At 70.3% G+C, this 15486-nt stretch carries 14 protein-coding genes; 6 read left to right on the forward strand and 8 right to left on the reverse strand.

Going from position 1 to position 15486, the window contains the following annotated elements; genetic code table 11:
- Positions 1-72 precede the first annotated feature (72 nt).
- The 3 genes from CTB96_RS02075 to CTB96_RS02085 all read left to right on the forward strand — a co-directional run bounded on the left by CTB96_RS02075 (position 73) and on the right by CTB96_RS02085 (position 3600).
- Positions 73-2205 (forward strand): heavy metal translocating P-type ATPase, encoded by a 2133-nt coding sequence (locus CTB96_RS02075; protein WP_110125261.1) that lies wholly within the window; start codon positions 73-75, stop codon positions 2203-2205.
- Between the two features lie 115 nt (positions 2206-2320).
- Positions 2321-2893 (forward strand): GNAT family N-acetyltransferase, encoded by a 573-nt coding sequence (locus tag CTB96_RS02080; protein WP_110125262.1) that lies wholly within the window; start codon positions 2321-2323, stop codon positions 2891-2893.
- Entirely contained in the window at positions 2890-3600 is a 711-nt protein-coding gene (locus CTB96_RS02085; protein ID WP_345788766.1) for a M50 family metallopeptidase, read from the forward strand. The genes CTB96_RS02080 and CTB96_RS02085 overlap by 4 nt, the downstream gene beginning before the upstream one ends.
- 22 nt (positions 3601-3622) lie before the next feature.
- On the opposite strand, the gene CTB96_RS02090 is transcribed toward CTB96_RS02085, so the two are convergent.
- The 8 genes from CTB96_RS02090 to CTB96_RS02125 all read right to left on the reverse strand — a co-directional run bounded on the left by CTB96_RS02090 (position 3623) and on the right by CTB96_RS02125 (position 11590).
- Positions 3623-4390 carry a VIT1/CCC1 transporter family protein gene (locus CTB96_RS02090; protein WP_110125263.1) on the reverse strand — a complete coding sequence of 256 codons (768 nt, stop codon included), beginning with the start codon at positions 4388-4390 and terminating at the stop codon, positions 3623-3625.
- A 213-nt stretch (positions 4391-4603) separates the two neighbouring features.
- Positions 4604-4987 carry a D-ribose pyranase gene (gene rbsD / locus CTB96_RS02095; RefSeq protein WP_110125264.1) on the reverse strand — a complete coding sequence of 128 codons (384 nt, stop codon included), beginning with the start codon at positions 4985-4987 and terminating at the stop codon, positions 4604-4606.
- Entirely contained in the window at positions 4984-5913 is a 930-nt protein-coding gene (locus CTB96_RS02100) for a ribokinase (RefSeq protein WP_248283175.1), read from the reverse strand. The genes rbsD and CTB96_RS02100 overlap by 4 nt, the downstream gene beginning before the upstream one ends.
- 50 nt (positions 5914-5963) lie before the next feature.
- Complete coding sequence (locus CTB96_RS02105) at positions 5964-6908, reverse strand: substrate-binding domain-containing protein (RefSeq protein WP_110125265.1); 945 nt, start codon at positions 6906-6908, stop codon at positions 5964-5966.
- 46 nt (positions 6909-6954) lie between these two features.
- Entirely contained in the window at positions 6955-7935 is a 981-nt protein-coding gene (locus tag CTB96_RS02110; protein WP_110125266.1) for an ABC transporter permease, read from the reverse strand.
- A 19-nt stretch (positions 7936-7954) separates the two neighbouring features.
- Positions 7955-9460, reverse strand: coding sequence for a sugar ABC transporter ATP-binding protein (locus CTB96_RS02115; RefSeq protein ID WP_110125267.1), 1506 nt, complete (start codon positions 9458-9460; stop codon positions 7955-7957).
- Positions 9461-10501 (reverse strand): LacI family DNA-binding transcriptional regulator, encoded by a 1041-nt coding sequence (locus tag CTB96_RS02120; RefSeq protein WP_219993194.1) that lies wholly within the window; start codon positions 10499-10501, stop codon positions 9461-9463.
- Between the two features lie 252 nt (positions 10502-10753).
- Positions 10754-11590, reverse strand: a complete 837-nt coding sequence (locus CTB96_RS02125; protein WP_110125269.1) for an SDR family oxidoreductase — start codon at positions 11588-11590, stop codon at positions 10754-10756.
- 312 nt (positions 11591-11902) lie between these two features.
- On the opposite strand from CTB96_RS02125, the gene CTB96_RS02130 reads away from it, so the two are divergent.
- The 3 genes from CTB96_RS02130 to CTB96_RS02140 all read left to right on the forward strand — a co-directional run bounded on the left by CTB96_RS02130 (position 11903) and on the right by CTB96_RS02140 (position 15014).
- Positions 11903-12859, forward strand: a complete 957-nt coding sequence (locus CTB96_RS02130) for an ABC transporter ATP-binding protein (protein WP_110125270.1) — start codon at positions 11903-11905, stop codon at positions 12857-12859.
- Between the two features lie 161 nt (positions 12860-13020).
- Positions 13021-14073 carry an aliphatic sulfonate ABC transporter substrate-binding protein gene (locus tag CTB96_RS02135; protein ID WP_110125271.1) on the forward strand — a complete coding sequence of 351 codons (1053 nt, stop codon included), beginning with the start codon at positions 13021-13023 and terminating at the stop codon, positions 14071-14073.
- Between the two features lie 134 nt (positions 14074-14207).
- The gene (locus CTB96_RS02140) at positions 14208-15014 is read left to right on the forward strand and encodes an ABC transporter permease (RefSeq protein WP_110125272.1); all 807 of its coding nucleotides are present in this window, start codon (positions 14208-14210) and stop codon (positions 15012-15014) included.
- Positions 15015-15486: the final 472 nt, after the last annotated feature.

Below are 15486 nucleotides of genomic sequence, written 5' to 3' on the forward strand. Positions count from 1 at the left end.
TCGCTCGACGTCTTCCCTCGACGGTACCTCGCTTTCCTCGCTTAATACCCCTAGGGGGTATATCCTGAACGCATGACGCTCCCGACCGACCCCCAGCCCGCGGACCACGGCGACATGACCCGAACCGACGCCAGCTCCGGCACGCCGGAGCACGACGGCATGGACCACCGTGCGATGGACCACGGCGCGATGAACCACTCCGGCCACGGCGACCACGTCGGCCAGTTCCGGCGGCTTTTCTGGCTGATGCTCGTGCTGATGGTTCCGGTCGTGGGCTTCAGCACCATGTTCGCCGATCTGCTGAACTACGACCTGCCCGATGCAGCCTGGGCCGCTTGGGTCTCACCGGTGCTCGGCACCGTGATGTATCTCTGGGGCGGCCGACCGTTCCTCACCGGCGCGATCAGCGAACTCCGGCAGCGCTCCCCCGGCATGATGCTGCTGATCGCGCTGGCCATCACGGTGGCGTTCCTCTCCTCCTGGGGCGCGAGCCTGGGCATCCTGGCCATGGAGCTCGACTTCTGGTGGGAGCTGGCCCTGCTGATCGTGATCATGCTGCTGGGTCACTGGATCGAGATGCGATCGTTGGCGCAGTCGTCCTCCGCTCTCGATTCGCTCGCGGCGCTGCTACCGGATGAAGCCGAGCGGGTGGATGCGGGCGAGGTCACCATCGTCGCCCCGGCCGAGCTGCGCGTCGGCGACCTGGTGATCGTGCGCCCCGGCGGCCGGGTCCCCGCCGACGGGCAGGTGACCGAGGGCACCGCCGACGTGGACGAGTCGATGATCACGGGCGAGTCCCGCCCGGTGAGCCGCGGCCCCGGCTCCGCGGTCGTGGCCGGCACGGTGGCCACCGACACCGCCCTGCGGGTGCGGGTGACCGCGATCGGCGATGACACCGCGCTTGCGGGCATCCGCCGGCTGGTGGCCGACGCGCAGGCCTCGTCGTCCCGCGCGCAACGGCTCGCCGACAGGGCAGCGGGCTGGTTGTTCTGGTTCGCGCTCGGCGTGGGCGTCGTCACCGCGATCGCCTGGACCCTGCTCGGCAGCCCAGAGGACGCCGTGGTGCGCACGATCACCGTGCTGGTGATCGCCTGCCCGCACGCGCTGGGCCTGGCGATTCCGCTGGTGGTCTCCATCGCCACCGAACGCGCAGCTCGCGGCGGCGTGCTGGTGACAGACCGGCTGGCGCTGGAGAGCATGCGCACCATCGACACCGTGCTCTTCGACAAGACCGGAACACTCACCCGGGGCGAACCGGTGGTCAGCCGGGTGCAGCCTCTTCCCGGCTTCGACGAGGCGACGGTACTCGCGCTGGCCGCAGCGGTCGAGGGCGACAGTGAGCATCCGCTCGCCCGGGCGATCGTCACCGCGGCCCGCGCCCGCGGGCTCGACCTGCCGGCCGCCACCGGCTTCCGAGCGTCCACCGCCGTGGGTGTCACGGCCACGGTGCACGGTCACGAGGTCGCCGTGGGCGGCCCGAGCCTGCTGCGCCAGCACGGCCTCGAACCGCTCGAGGTCACCGCGAGCTGGGCCCTGGAGGGCGCCATCGTGCTGCACGTGCTGCAGGACGGCACGGTGATCGGCGCGCTCGGCCTGGCCGATGAGGTGCGGCCGGAATCCCGGGACGCCGTGAAGGCACTCCGCGCCCTCGGCATCGGCGTCGTGATGATCACCGGCGACGCCGAGGCCGTGGCCCAGTCGGTGGCCGCCGAACTCGGCATCGACCGGGTCTTCGCCGGGGTGCACCCCGACAACAAGGCTGCAACCGTGGTGCAACTGCAACACGAGGGTCACCGGGTGGCCATGGTGGGCGACGGCGTCAACGACGCCCCGGCCCTCGCCCAGGCCGACGTGGGCATCGCCATCGGCGCCGGCACGGATGTCGCGATCGCGTCGGCCGGTGTGATCCTGGCCAGCGACGACCCGCGGTCGGTGCTCTCGGTGATCGAGCTCTCCCGGGCCAGCTACCGCAAGATGACCCAGAACCTGTGGTGGGCGGCCGGTTACAACCTGCTCTCGGTGCCGCTGGCTGCCGGGGTGCTTGCTCCGATCGGGTTTGTTCTGCCAATGGAGGTGGGAGCGCTGCTGATGTCGGCGTCGACAGTGGTGGTGGCGGTGAACGCGCAACTGCTGCGCCGCCTCGACCTGCGGCCAGGCACCAGCACGGCCCGGGTGCTCGGCGCGCGAGGTGCGACGCACGGCTGACCGGCTTTCGCGGCACGGCCCAGGTTCCGCGGCCCGGAGCGCTCGCTCCGCTCCACGCCGCGGGCGACCGGGGAAGTTGTACACATCGTTCAGCCCAGACGACTAACCTCGGTGGATGGTCGCCACGCGAATTCCAGCTCCGAGGCGCAGCTTTGAGCTCTACTACCCCCTCGAGGCCGACTGGCAGCAGCTGCGCGATATCCGGCTGCGGGCAATCGCCAACTTCCCCCTCGCGTTCCTGGAGTCGTTTGCCGTGGCACACGCCCTCACCGAGGAGGATTGGCGGGCTCGCGGCATCCGCAATGCCCTACCCACGAGCTACCAGGTGGTCGCCCGCACTCCCGCCGACCTCTGGATCGGCACGATGAGCGCGTTCATCTCGGCCGGCCCGCCCGCCTACCACCCGGGCAGCCCCGGCACCGGCGACCCGCGCGCGAACCTGGTGGGAGTGTGGGTGGATCCCACCTTCCGTGGCCTCTCGACGGTGGCGGCCACCCTGCTGCAGTCCGTGCGGGTTTGGGCGGCAGAGGAACACCAGCTCGACCGGGTGCACCTGCACGTGCACGAGGCCAATCACCGGGCGATGCGCTTCTACGAGAAGAACGGCGCCAAGCCCACCGGCGCATTCATGCCCGACCCGCGGCGCCCGGCCGAGCGGCAGATCGAACTGGTGCTCGGCGCCCTGTGATCGACGTTCTCCTCGAGTTCTGGGCCCGGGTGTCGGCGCGGAACTCGCCGCTACCGCCGGCGACGGTGTGGCTGACCGTCGCGGCGGCGGCGCTGTTGGTGCTCGTTCCGCAGGCCTGGAAGCTCACCCGGCACGTGATCACGATTGTGCACGAGGGCGGCCACGGGTTGGTCGCGGCGCTCAGCGGCCGCCGGTTGCAGGGCATCCGGCTGCACTCGGACACCTCCGGCCTCACCGTGAGCCGCGGCCGGCCGCGCGGCCTGGGAATGGTGCTCACCCTGCTCGCCGGGTACACCGCCCCGGCGCTGCTCGGCCTGGGCGCCGCGTGGCTGCTCGGCCGTGGCCACGACGTGGGCCTGCTCTGGGCGCTGCTCGCGGCGCTGGCACTGCTGCTCGTCCAGATCCGCAACTGGTTCGGACTCTGGTCGGTGCTTGTCACCGCCGCGATCGTCTTCGGCGTCACCTGGTTCGGCACCGAGACCGTGCAGAGCGTGTTCGCCCTCCTGGTGACCGCGTTCCTGCTGCTCGGGGCGCTCCGCACCGTGGTGGAGCTGCAGCGCACCCGGCGACGCCGCGGCGGCACCGCCTCGGATGCCGACCAGCTGGCCAGGCTCAGCCATCTGCCCGGCCTGTTCTGGGTGCTGGTTTTCTTCGCGGTCGCCGGCGCGTGCCTGGTCGGCGCCGCCCGGCTGCTGGCCCTCGCCTGACCCACCCCTCCGGCCGGGGCGGTTAGAAGACGGCGACGCCTAGAAGGGTGCCGACCAGCCAGGTCACGCCGAGCGCGGCCGCACCGCCGAGTACCACCCGCACGGTGGCGCGCAGGATGCGACTGCCCCCCAGGCCAGCACCCAGGGCTCCGGTCGCCGCGAGGGCCACGAGCACCGCGACGAAGGTCACCGGCACCCGGATCGCCTCCGGTAGCAGCAGGATCGCGAGCATCGGCAGGATCGCGCCGAGGGTGAACGCCAGCGCGGAGGCCGCGGCGGCATGCCAGGGGTTGGCGACGTCCTCTTCGACGATGTTGAGTTCCGCGGAGAGGTGCGCCTTGAGGACATCCTTCTGAGTGAGTTCGAGCGCCACCTGACGGGCGGTGGCGGGAGCCAGCCCGCGCTCCTCGTAGAGCGTGGCGAGGGCGGCGAGTTCGCCGGCGGGGTTGTCGTGCAGCTTGCGCTTCTGCTTGGTGATCATGGCGCGCTGGCTGTCGCTCTGGCTGCTGACCGAGACATATTCCCCGAGCGCCATGGAGATGGCACCGCCGACGAGCCCGGCCGTTCCGGCCGCGACGATCGCCGGGGTGGATCCGCCGGCACCGGCGACGCCGACCACGATGGCCGCGACGGAGACGATGCCGTCGTTGGCGCCGAGCACCCCGGCGCGCAGCCAGTTGAGCCGCGCGGCGAGGCTGGTGGCAGAGGACGGAGCGACGGTCTGGGCGCGCGCACCGGCATCCAGGTCGGCGTGCGAGGGCCGAAACAGGGTGGGTAAGAGGATGGCCATAGAGACACCATAGGCACCGATAGTCGGCGCCGCCAGCGTGGAAAGCCTTGCCTAATCTATCGCTTGATCAGGGCTTTGGGTGGAACTTTGGACAGGCTTGCCTAAGCCAAGCCAGGTCGGCGCCCCGCCGCCGAGGTGCCCCGCTGCGGACGAGTTGCTCCGGCGCACCGGGGCAGCTCGTCCGCACGCGGGCAGGTCGCTATGCGGGCGTGCCTAGAACGGCACCCCGCACACCAGCGCCGCGTTGGCGAACGGAGTGGCCTCCCCGGTGCGCACGAACACCCGCGCCGTCGCGGAGAGCGCCTTGAGCTCGGCATGGGTGATGTATTCGATCTCGTCGAACCGGCCGCGCAACCAGTCGTTGGCGATAGTGCCCTGGGCCTCCGCGGCGGCCAGGCAGTGCTCGACGACAAGTTCGCCGAGCAGCGCGTCGAGCACCTGCTCGAATCGGGGAACCCCGTGCACCAGGGCCAGGTCGATCACGGGTACCCCGGCCGGCGCCGGCATCCCGCAGTCGCCGACCAGAACGATGTCGCCGTGACCCAGACGGCTGAGGGCCGCGTTCAGGTCTGCGTTCAGGATGCCGGTGCGTTTCACTGTGAGGCCTCGTTCAGGTGGATAGCGGAATCGGTATGCACCCTGGGCAGCGGGTCGCCGACGTGTGGGTAGGACGGCTGGGTGCCCGTGGACTGCACGGCGTATGCGCCCACCCGCACGGCGAAGCCGGCCGCGTCACGGAGGCTGTCGCCGGCGGCGAGTCGGGCGCTCAGTGCGCCGACGAAGGCGTCGCCGGCTCCGGAGCTGTCCACGGCCTCGACCACGGGCGAGGCCACGCTGTCGGTGCCGAGCGCATCGGACACGATGGCGCCGAGTGCGCCGCGGGTGAGCACGACGGAGGTCACCCCCCAGGCACGGAGACGGGCGACCGCGTCCGCGTCTGACGCCGGCGCCGGGGCGCCTGGGGTGAGCTGGGCCAGAAGCAGCGCGGCCTCGTGCTCGTTCACGATCAACGGGTCGGCGCGGGCCAGAGTGGCCGGGTCGATGACGATCACGGGGGCGAGGTTCAGCACCACCCGTCCGGTGGCCAGCCCGGCGGCAGCCGTGATGCCGGCTGCGGGGATCTCGCCCTGCAGCACCAGCACGGCCGCCGACGCGATCACTGCGGCGCTGCCGGCGACGAAGCCGGCATCCACCCGCGCGTTGGCGCCGGGAATGACGACGATGGTGTTCTCGCCGTCGTCGTCCACGGTGATCACCGCCAGGCCGGTGGGCCCGTGCAGTTCCTGCACGCTGGACAGGTCGACCCCGCTCGAGCGCAGGATCGTGGTGGCGGCGCGGGCGTGGGCATCTCGGCCGATCGCGCCGACCATGGCCACGCTGGCGCCGAGCTGGGCGGCGGCCACGGCCTGGTTGGCCCCCTTGCCGCCCGGCAGGATCGCGATCGAAGTGCCGATCAGCGTCTCACCGGGCAGCGGATGCCGCGCCACGGTCACGACCTGGTCGGCGTTGATGGAGCCGACCACGACGACAGCGGGCGGGGGTGCTCCGACGCCTGGGTGTTGGGTTGGCGGGATCACTTGGAGAAGTCGCCCACGTTCGTCTTCGTGACGGAAACGACCTCGACGGGCACGGTGGCCTCGACGGTGTCACCGTTGATGGCCTTGACGGCCAGTTCGATGGCGAGCTTGCCGAGTTCGGCGGGCTGCTGGGCGACGGTGGCGTAGAGCGAGCCGTCCGAGATGGCGGTGAGGCCGTCGGCGGTGCCGTCGAAGCCGACCACCATCACGTCGGAGCCGGCGCGGTCGCCCAGGGCCTGGATGGCGCCGAGGGCCATCTCGTCGTTCTCGGCGAAGATGCCGGTGACGCCGGGGTTGGCCTGCAGCAGGTTGGTGGTGACGTCGAGGGCCGAGGCGCGGTCGAAGTTCGCGGTCTGCTGGGCGACGACGGTGATGTCGGGGTAGGCGGCGATGCCCTCGGCGAAGCCGGCGCCGCGGTCGCGGCTGGCGGAGGTGCCGGAGACACCCTGCAGGGCGATGACGGTGCCCTTCTCCCCCATCGACGCGGCGAGCTCGTCGGCGGCCTGCTTGCCGCCGGCCACGTTGTCGCTGGCCACGAGCGAGGTCAGTTCGGCGTCGTTGACGGTGCGGTCCACGGCAATCACCGGGATGCTCGCGGCGGTGAGGGCGGTCACAGAGGCGCTGGCGGCATCCGAGTCGACCGGGTTGACGATGACGGCCTTGGTGGCGCCGGCCGCGGCCGTGGCCAGCTGGTTGGCCTGGGTGGCCGAGTCGTTCTGGGCGTCGACGATGTAGAGGTCGACGCCGGCCTCGTCGGCGGCGGCCTGCGCGCCGTCGCGCAGCTCGACGAAGAACGGGTTGTTCAGGGTGGAGACCGCGAGCACCACCTTGGGTCCGCTGGCCTCGTCACCGCCCCCGCGTCCGCAGGCGGTGGTGCCGGCGAGGATCAGAGCGGCCGTGGCGGTGACGGCGGCGATGCGGCGGAAAGAGGATGACTTCATTGTGTTTCCTTCTCTGGATGGTGCGGGGTCTGGGGGGTGGGGAGTATTAGCTGTTGCGGGTCTTCCGGCGCAGTACGTCGGCGCCGACGGCGAGGGCGATGACCAGGCCGATCACGACCTGCTGCCAGAACGACGACACGTTGAGCAGGTTGAGGCCGTTGCGGATGACGACCAGCACCAGCGCGCCGATGAAGGTGCCGGAGATCTTGCCGAGCCCGCCGGAAAGCGAAGCTCCGCCGATGACGACGGCCGCGATGGCATCCAGTTCGTAGCCGGCGGCGGCCTGCGGCTGGGCGGAATCGAGCCGGCCGGCCAGGAGCAGCCCGGCGAGGGCGGCGAACAGGCCGGCCAGGGCGAACACGGTCACGATGATGCGTTTGACCGGCAGGCCGGAGAGCCGGGCGGCTTCGGCGTTGCCGCCGACGGCGTACATGGACCGGCCGAGCACGGTGCGGTTGAGGATGAATGAGGCCACCAACGCGGCGACCACGAGCACGACGATGGGCATCGGCACCGGGCCGAGGTTGCCGCCGAGGAAGGAGACCTCCGCGGCGGTCTTGATCGGCCGGCCGTCGGAGATCACCAGGGTGAGGCCGCGGGCCACGCTGAGCATGGCCAAGGTGGCGATGAAGGAGGGCAGCTTGCCGTAGGCGTTCGCGGCGCCGTTGACTATGCCGGCGAGGAGGCCCACGGCGAGACCGCCGAGCAGGGCCACCCAGCCGGGCAGGCCGGCGCTGACGAAGAACCAGCCGGAGGCCATGGCCGAGAGGGCGGCGACCGCGCCGACGGAGAGGTCGATGCCGCCAGCGACGATGACGAAGGTCATGCCGAAGGCGAGCACCGCCACGGTCGACACCTGGATGCCGATGTTGAGCAGGTTCTGCCCGGTGAGGAAGTCGGGGGTGGCGATGACCAGGGCGATGCAGAGCACCACGAGGCCGACAAGGGCGCCGTTGTTGGCCAGAAACGTCTTGTAGTCGAAGGAGCGCCGGGTGGGCGTGGGCGTGATGGTGGTCGTCGTTGACATGGGTTCTTGTTCCTTCTGGTCAGCGCTGCGCGGCGACGTCGCGGGCGGCGAGGGTCATGACTGTGTCTTGGGTGGCATCCGCTGCGCTCAGTTCGCCGGCCAGCCGGCCGTCGCGCATGACGAGGATGCGGTCGCTCATGCCCAGGATTTCGGGCAGTTCGCTGGAGACCATGACGATGGCCCCGCCGGCTGCGGTGATGCTGTTCATCAGTTCGTAGATTTCGACCTTGGCGCCCACGTCGACGCCGCGGGTGGGTTCGTCCAGCAGCAGCACGGTGGAGGCGGCGATGATCCAGCGACCGAACACGGCCTTCTGCTGGTTGCCGCCGGAGAGCGAGCGGATCGGCTGGTCGATGGTGTGCATGCGGATGCGGAGCGTCTTCGCGACGGCCTCGGCACGGCGGCGCTGCCCCGTGAAGTCGGCCAGGCCGAGCTTGGCGCTGGACGCGAGGGTGGCGTAACCGAGGTTGTCGTTCACCGAGGCGTCGAGCACCAGGCCCTGGCCCTTGCGGTCCTCGGGCACGTGGCCGATGCCGGCCCTGATCGCCGCCTTGATGTCGCCCTTGGGAAGCTTCGTGCCGCGCACGGTGACAGTGCCGGTGTCGTATTTATCGGCGCCGGCGATGGCGCGGATCAGTTCGGTGCGGCCCGCCCCGACGAGCCCCGCGATGCCGAGCACCTCGCCGGCGCGCACGGTGAAGCTGATGTCGTCGAACTGGCCGGCGCTGGTGAGGTTGGTGACGGTGAGCACTTCGGTGACCGCCGGGGTCTCGTCGGCACGGCGCGGGAACTGGTCTTCGATGCTGCGGCCGACCATCAGCTTGACCAGTTCGTCTTCGGGGGTGGAGGCGGGAACCTCGGCGATGAAGTGGCCGTCGCGAATGACGGTGACGGTGTCGCCGACCTCGGCGATCTCGTCGAGGTGGTGGCTGATGAAGAGCATGCCGACGCCGCGGCTGCGGAGGTCGGCCATCACGGCGAACAGCGCCTGGGTCTCGTGCCGGGTGAGCGCGGCGGTGGGTTCGTCGAGGATCAGTACGCGGGCATTGATGCTGAGCGCCTTGGCGATCTCGACCAGCTGCTGCTTGGCGATGCCCAGGTCACCGACCAGTAGGTTGACGTCGACGTCCAGGCCGATCAGGGCCAGCGCGGCGCGCGCCTGGCGGCGGAGTTCTTTACGGTCGACCATGCCGAACTTGGTGGGCATCCGGCCCAGCATCACGTTCTCGGCCACGCTCATGGTGGCGACTAGGTTGAGTTCCTGGTGGATGGTGGCGATGCCGTGGTCTTCGGCGGCCTTCGTGGTGGGCAGGGTGGTGACGGTGCCGTCGACCAGGATCTGGCCGCCGTCGGGCTGGTAGACGCCGGCGACCATCTTGATCAGGGTGGACTTGCCGGCGCCGTTCTCGCCGAGCAGCACCTGCACCTGGCCGGGGTAGACGCTCACGGTGACGTCTTGGATGACCGTGACCGGGCCGAAGGTTTTGGTCACGTTCTGCAACGTGATCAGGGGGTGCGCGTTCATTTACTGGCTCCTTTGCTCAGGTGTCGCGGGGGCGGTACCGGTGATCGGGGTGGCCGAGGAGGCCCGCACGATCAGCTCGCTGGGCAGCACCACCGATTCCGGTGTCTCCCCCGCGATCACCTGCAGCAGCAGGTCGACCGCGATCCGGCCCATGTCTTCCACGCTGTGCGCGATCACGCTCAGCGCCGGGTTGAGCAGCGCGAACCACTCGATGTCGTCGAAGGCGACGAGGGCGATGTCGGTGCCGATGCGCATCCCGAGCCGGTGCAGGATGCTGATGGCGCCGACCGCCATCAGGCTGTCGGCGGCGAGCAGCGCGGTGGGCGGGCTGGCCAGCTGCATCAGGGCGTGCACGCCGGCGGAGCCGCTGGCGGCCTGGTAGTCGCCGAAGTAGACCAACTCGGGGTCCTGGCTGAGGCCCGCCTCGGCCACGGCCCGGGTGAACGCGGCGAAGCGGTCCCGGCCGGTGGAGGTGGCCTGCGGGCCGGAGATGTAGCCGATACGGGTGTGGCCGAGGTCGGCGAGGTGCTGCACGGCCTGGCGGATGCCGCTTTCACTGTCGGTGGTGACGCTGGGGAGGTCGAGGCCCGGCACCGTGCGGTCCACCAGCACGGTGGGAACCTCGCGCTCGATCAGGGCACGGAGCCGACCGAGGTCGTCGCCGACCGGGGCGACGATGACGCCGTCCACGCGCCGGGAGATGAGGGTGTCGAGGTAGCGGTCCTGCTGGTCGTTGCGCTCGTTGGCGTTGCCGAGCAGGGTGACGTAGCCGGCGGAGAGGGCGGCCTGTTCGGCGGCGTGGGCGAGGTCGGCGAAGAACGGGTTGCGCACATCCGGCACCAGCAGGCCGAGCGCGTTGGACCGGGTGGAGCGCAGCGCCCGTGCCTGGGCGTTGGGCTGGTAGTCGAGCTCGGCGACCGCGGCGGCAACGCGGTCGCGGGCATCGGCCGAGGTGGCCGGGTTGCCCGACAGCACGCGGGAGGCGGTGCCCACCGAGACTCCGGCGAGGGCGGCGACGTCCTTGATCGTTACGGCTTCCACAGCCACTCCCTTGTGTGTGCGTGTCGGTGCTCTGGTGCTGGTGCTCGTGCTCTGCCGCGGATGCGAGGCGCGTGTCCTGCGAGTTTTACGGATCCTGTGGAATCGTTTCCATGGAATCGTTTCCATCGTACGTCGACGGATACGAACGTGTCAACCGGGCAAGACAATCCGCCGAGTTGCCCTCCTGCGGACGAACTGCCCCCGCGCACCGGGGTAGCTCGTCCGGAACGGGGCAACTCGGCGCGCGTGGGGTCAGCGACGACCGACGAAGGTGTCCATCGAGCGGTAGACGCCGAAGACCCGGCCGGCCACGGCGTCCCAGGCGGCCAGCGGCAGCACGCCGCGGAGCTTCTTGCTCAACCCGACGGTCCACGGCATCAGCAGCTGGGGCCGGCCGGCGAGCATGGCCCGCCAGACCTTGTCGACCACATAGTCCGGGGTCATCACCGGGGTGAGGAGGGGGCCGCGGGCACCGTCGAACATACCGGTGGAGATATAGCTGGGTGCGATGGTGCTCACCCGCACGTGGTCGAAGCCCTGCTGCTCGAGTTCGAGGCGCAGCGAATCGCTCCAGGCGATCACGGCTGCCTTCGAGGCCGCATAGACGCTCATCCGCGGATTGGAGAGCATGCCGGCGGCGGAGGCGATGTTGACGATCCTCGACTCCCGGTAGGGATTGCGCATCATGGCGGGCAGGAACTCCCGGGTGATGTACATCGGCGCGAGCGCGTTCACCTGCATGGTCGAGCGGGTGTCATCGCCGTTGTCGTGCTCCCAGAAGAACGAGCCGCGCACGATGCCGGCGTTGTTGATCACGATGTCGGGGTTGCCCACCTCGGTGCGCACCCGCTGCGCGGTCTGCGCGATGGCGCCGAGGTCGGAGATGTCGAGCACGTACGGCGCGATCTGGGTGACCCCGTTGGAACGCTCTGTGAGGATCGCGGCGGTGCTCGAGAGACTCGCGGCATCCCGGTCCCAGAGGATCACGGCCCGGGCACCCTCGGCGACGGCCCGCTCGGCGTACAGGCGGCCCATGCCCATGGCGGCGCCGGTGATCAGCACGCGGGCTCCGGAAACGGTTCGAGTCATACCTCCATCATTGCAACTCCCGGCTGGGAGTGCTCGCGGGTCGCCTGTTGCGGGTCCTGCGCCTCGCCCGCTGCGGCACGCGTTGTGCCCCGCGGCACGCGCTGGGCCCGACGGCCCGCGTTCCAACAGGTGCCGCCGCATCCGACACGTGCCGCGAGCCGGTGGATGGTGCTACACCAGCACCTCGCGCGCCGCACCTGCCCGGGTGCGCCCGACGCCAATTGCTACGTTGCGTTTCATCGCGGGGTGCGCCCGCGTGGCCGGCTGGGTAGCGTCGAGGAAACTCTTGCCCCGACAACCCGATCGGCAGTTATGTCCGCCAGCCCCGCAACGCGCACGACGGCCCGCCCCGCCGCGGCTGTGCGCACCGGCGAGCCGACCGGCACAGATGCGGCCTACGCCGTGCAGTTCTCCGGCCTGGGCCGTACCTTCGCGCCCAGCCCCGGCAGCCGCCGCCGCACACGCGCCGCGACGACGACGAGCGTCGAGGTCGCCCGGCCGGTGCTGCGCGACGTGTCGATCAGCGTGCAGCCCGGCGAGGTGCTCGCGATCCTCGGCACCAGTGGCTGCGGCAAGTCCACCCTGCTGCGTATCGCCGGCGGCCTGGACTCGCCGAGCGCCGGTTCGGTGCGCATCGACGGGTCACCCGTCACCGACTTCGACACCCGCTGCGCCGTCGGATTCCAGGAACCGCGCCTGCTGCCCTGGCGCACCGTGGCCGACAACGTAGCGCTCGGCCTGCCCCGCGGCACCGCCCGTGAGGCCGGCCGCGCCCGCGTCGCCGAACTGCTCGAACTCGTGGGGCTGTCGGCGTTTGCCGACCACCGCCCCGCTTCGATCTCCGGCGGAATGGCGCAGCGCGCCTCGCTCGCCCGTGCCCTCGCCCGCAACCCCGGGGTACTCCTCCTCGACGAACCGTTCGGGGCACTGGATGCGCTCACCCGGCTCAAGATGCAGGACCTACTGCTCGACGTGCACGCCGCAGCGCCCACCACGGTGTTGCTGGTGACCCACGACGTGGACGAGGCCCTGCAACTGGCCGACCGCATCATCCTGCTCGGCCAGGAAGCCGCCCCCTCCGGCGGCTCCCGCCCGCCCGGCGCCACGATTGTGCAGGAGATCACGGTGCCCGGCACGCGCCCCCGCGACCGGGGCTCGGCGGAACTCGCCGAACTGCGCGGGAGGCTGCTGGCGGGGCTCGGTATCGACCGGCACGGCGACCCGCGTGGGGTGGCCACCGGCACGAGCATCCCGCACTTCCCCTACTGACTCGACTACTCCCCCGTCGTTCGCACAGCTTGATCGTGCGCCGCAGCCATAGTTTTCCCGCACCACCGCATCAGCTCCACCGCACGACACCCACAGCATGGATATCCGTATCAGCTCCCGTCCCGGGCAGCGCCATTCTCGAATCCAACGAAAGACTTGTCATGAAGAGACGCTTCACCACCACCGCCCTCGTCGCCTCCGCCGCCGCCGCCGCGCTGCTGCTCACGGGCTGCGTCGCCGGTGAGAACCAGCCCGCCGCGGATGCCGCCGCCAGCACCGACGACGCATCCGGTGCGGTCATCACCGAGGGCGGCACCCTCAACATCGACTTCGCCACCTACAACCCGCTGAGTCTGGTGATCAAGGACCAGGGCTGGCTCGAAGACGCCCTCGCCGATCAGGACATCACGGTGAACTGGGTGCAGTCCGCCGGCTCGAACAAGGCCAACGAGGCCCTGCGCGCCAACGCCATCGACGTCGGCTCCACGGCCGGCTCGGCCGCGCTGCTCGCCCGCTCAAACGGCTCGCCCATCCAGGTGATCGACATCTACTCCCAGCCCGAGTGGGCCGCGCTGGTCGTGCCGGAGGGCTCGGCGATCACCTCGGTCGAAGACCTCAAGGGCAAGCAGGTCGCCGCCACCAAGGGCACCGACCCCTACTTCTTCCTGCTGCAGGCGCTCGAGGAGGCCGGCCTCAGCCAGGACGACGTGACCGTGCAGAATCTGCAGCACGCCGACGGTTGGGCCGCCCTCCAGAACGGCTCTGTCGACGCCTGGGCGGGCCTCGACCCGATCATGGGCGGCGCAGAGGCTGCCGGCGCCGAGCTGGTCTACCGCAACGTCGACTTCAACAGCTACGGCTTCCTCAACGCCACCGAGTCCTTCATCGCTGAGAAGCCGGATGTGGCCCAGACCGTGGTCGACGTCTACGAGCACGCCCGCGCCTGGGCGCTGGAGAACGAGGAGGAGACCGCCACGATCCTGGCCGACGTCGCCGCCCTCGACCCGGCCGTCGCGAGCACGGTCATCACCGAACGCACCAACCTCGACGTCGACAACGTTCCCGGCGATGCCCAGTTCGACGTGCTCACCACCATCGGCCCGATCTTCGTCGAAACCGGTGACGTGCTCGAGCAGAGCCAGGTCGACGACGCCCTCGACACGATCATCAACGACACCTTCGCCACGAAGGCCGACCCGACGATCGTCGAGTAACCGGCGAGCGGATGCCGGGGCGGCAGCACGCAGGGCGCCCCGGCCACCCCGTTCGCACTCACCGGCCCGCGCGAACTGCCCGAACCACCCGCACAGCCCGCACCGCCCGCACCGCCCGCACGGAAGGCACCCCGATGACCGAGACCCTCGTCCCCAGCACGGCCCCCGCCGCGCGCCGGCCGTTGACCTCCCGGCGCAGTGTGCGCATTGTGGGCGGCCTGCTGCTGCCGCTTCTGATCCTTCTGGTGTGGCAGCTCAGCAGCACGCTGGGACTCGTCACCGCGTCGCAGCTTCCGCCACCCGCATCCGTCTGGGTGGCCGCCGTTGACCTGTTCGAACGTGGCCAGCTGACCCTCTACGTGGCCATTTCCACCCAGCGGGTGCTCATCGGCTTTGCCATCGGGGCGGCGCTCGGGCTCGCCGCCGGCGCGCTGGTCGGCCTCTCCCGTGCCGCCGACATCTTCTTTGCGCCCACGCTCGGTGCGATCCGGGCAGTGCCGTCGCTCGCCTGGGTGCCCCTGCTCATCATCTGGCTCAAGATCGGTGAGGAGTCGAAGATCACCCTCATCGCGATCGGCGCCTTCTTCCCCGTCTACACGACCGTTGCCCAGGCGCTGCGCCACGTGGACCGGCAACTGGTGGAGGCCGGCCGCGCGTTCGGCCTGCGCGGAGTACGACTCTTCGGTGCCGTTCAGCTGCCCGCTGTGATCCCGTCGGTGATCTCCGGACTCCGCCTCGCACTCGCCCAGGCCTGGTTGTTCCTGGTCGCGGCGGAGTTGATCGCCGCGTCGATGGGACTCGGGTTCCTCCTCTCCGATTCCGGCAACAACGGCCGGGTCGATCGCATCCTGCTGGCCATCATCCTGCTCGCCCTGCTCGGCAAGCTCACCGACGCCATCCTGGGCGTCTTCGAAAAGTGGGCCATCAAGAAGTGGGCCTGACCCTGTTTCGCGGCGCGGAATAGCACTCGGGGCGCAGGAAACTTCTCGCCGCGCAGGAAAATCCGGCCTTTGTGATGCGCCACGAGAATTATGCTGCGCCGCCGTGACTCTGGTGCGCCACGAGCTCGGTAGCGCACGTCACGGTCCGCGGACCACGCGGCGGCACGCGGTGGCAGACCGTGCGTGTCACGGCACGCCGCACTCGTCACGGCACGCCGCACTCGTCACGGCACGCGTTACAACACGCGCCGCCGAGGTCAACACGTGCCGCCGGGGGTCAACACGTGCCAACACCTTCCGCCGGGGTGGAGACGGTGCCGCAGCGAGACGAGGCCTTCAGGGTGCCGCCGCGGAAGGCACATCCGCTTCACCGGCAGTCGGCGAAGGTTACGCCGCGTTGCGCTTCGCCCTGCAGCGGGCCCGACTGCTGCGTAGCGTCGAAAGTGACCAGCTGCCCCATCCTGACCAGACC

The organism is Cryobacterium arcticum (assembly GCF_003185895.1).
In the GTDB taxonomy this organism is placed as follows: domain Bacteria; phylum Actinomycetota; class Actinomycetes; order Actinomycetales; family Microbacteriaceae; genus Cryobacterium; species Cryobacterium arcticum.

Excerpts from the sequence above, each read along its gene's own strand:
- CTB96_RS02075 (WP_110125261.1), top strand. The coding sequence starts at position 73 with ATGACGCTCCCGACCGACCCCCAGCCCGCGGACCACGGCGACATGACC.
- CTB96_RS02080 (WP_110125262.1), top strand. The coding sequence starts at position 2,321 with ATGGTCGCCACGCGAATTCCAGCTCCGAGGCGCAGCTTTGAGCTCTAC.
- CTB96_RS02090 (WP_110125263.1), bottom strand. The coding sequence starts at position 4,390 with ATGGCCATCCTCTTACCCACCCTGTTTCGGCCCTCGCACGCCGACCTG.
- CTB96_RS02105 (WP_110125265.1), bottom strand. The coding sequence starts at position 6,908 with ATGAAGTCATCCTCTTTCCGCCGCATCGCCGCCGTCACCGCCACGGCC.
- CTB96_RS02110 (WP_110125266.1), bottom strand. The coding sequence starts at position 7,935 with ATGTCAACGACGACCACCATCACGCCCACGCCCACCCGGCGCTCCTTC.
- CTB96_RS02115 (WP_110125267.1), bottom strand. The coding sequence starts at position 9,460 with ATGAACGCGCACCCCCTGATCACGTTGCAGAACGTGACCAAAACCTTC.
- CTB96_RS02125 (WP_110125269.1), bottom strand. The coding sequence starts at position 11,590 with ATGACTCGAACCGTTTCCGGAGCCCGCGTGCTGATCACCGGCGCCGCC.
- CTB96_RS02130 (WP_110125270.1), top strand. The coding sequence starts at position 11,903 with ATGTCCGCCAGCCCCGCAACGCGCACGACGGCCCGCCCCGCCGCGGCT.
- CTB96_RS02135 (WP_110125271.1), top strand. The coding sequence starts at position 13,021 with ATGAAGAGACGCTTCACCACCACCGCCCTCGTCGCCTCCGCCGCCGCC.
- CTB96_RS02140 (WP_110125272.1), top strand. The coding sequence starts at position 14,208 with ATGACCGAGACCCTCGTCCCCAGCACGGCCCCCGCCGCGCGCCGGCCG.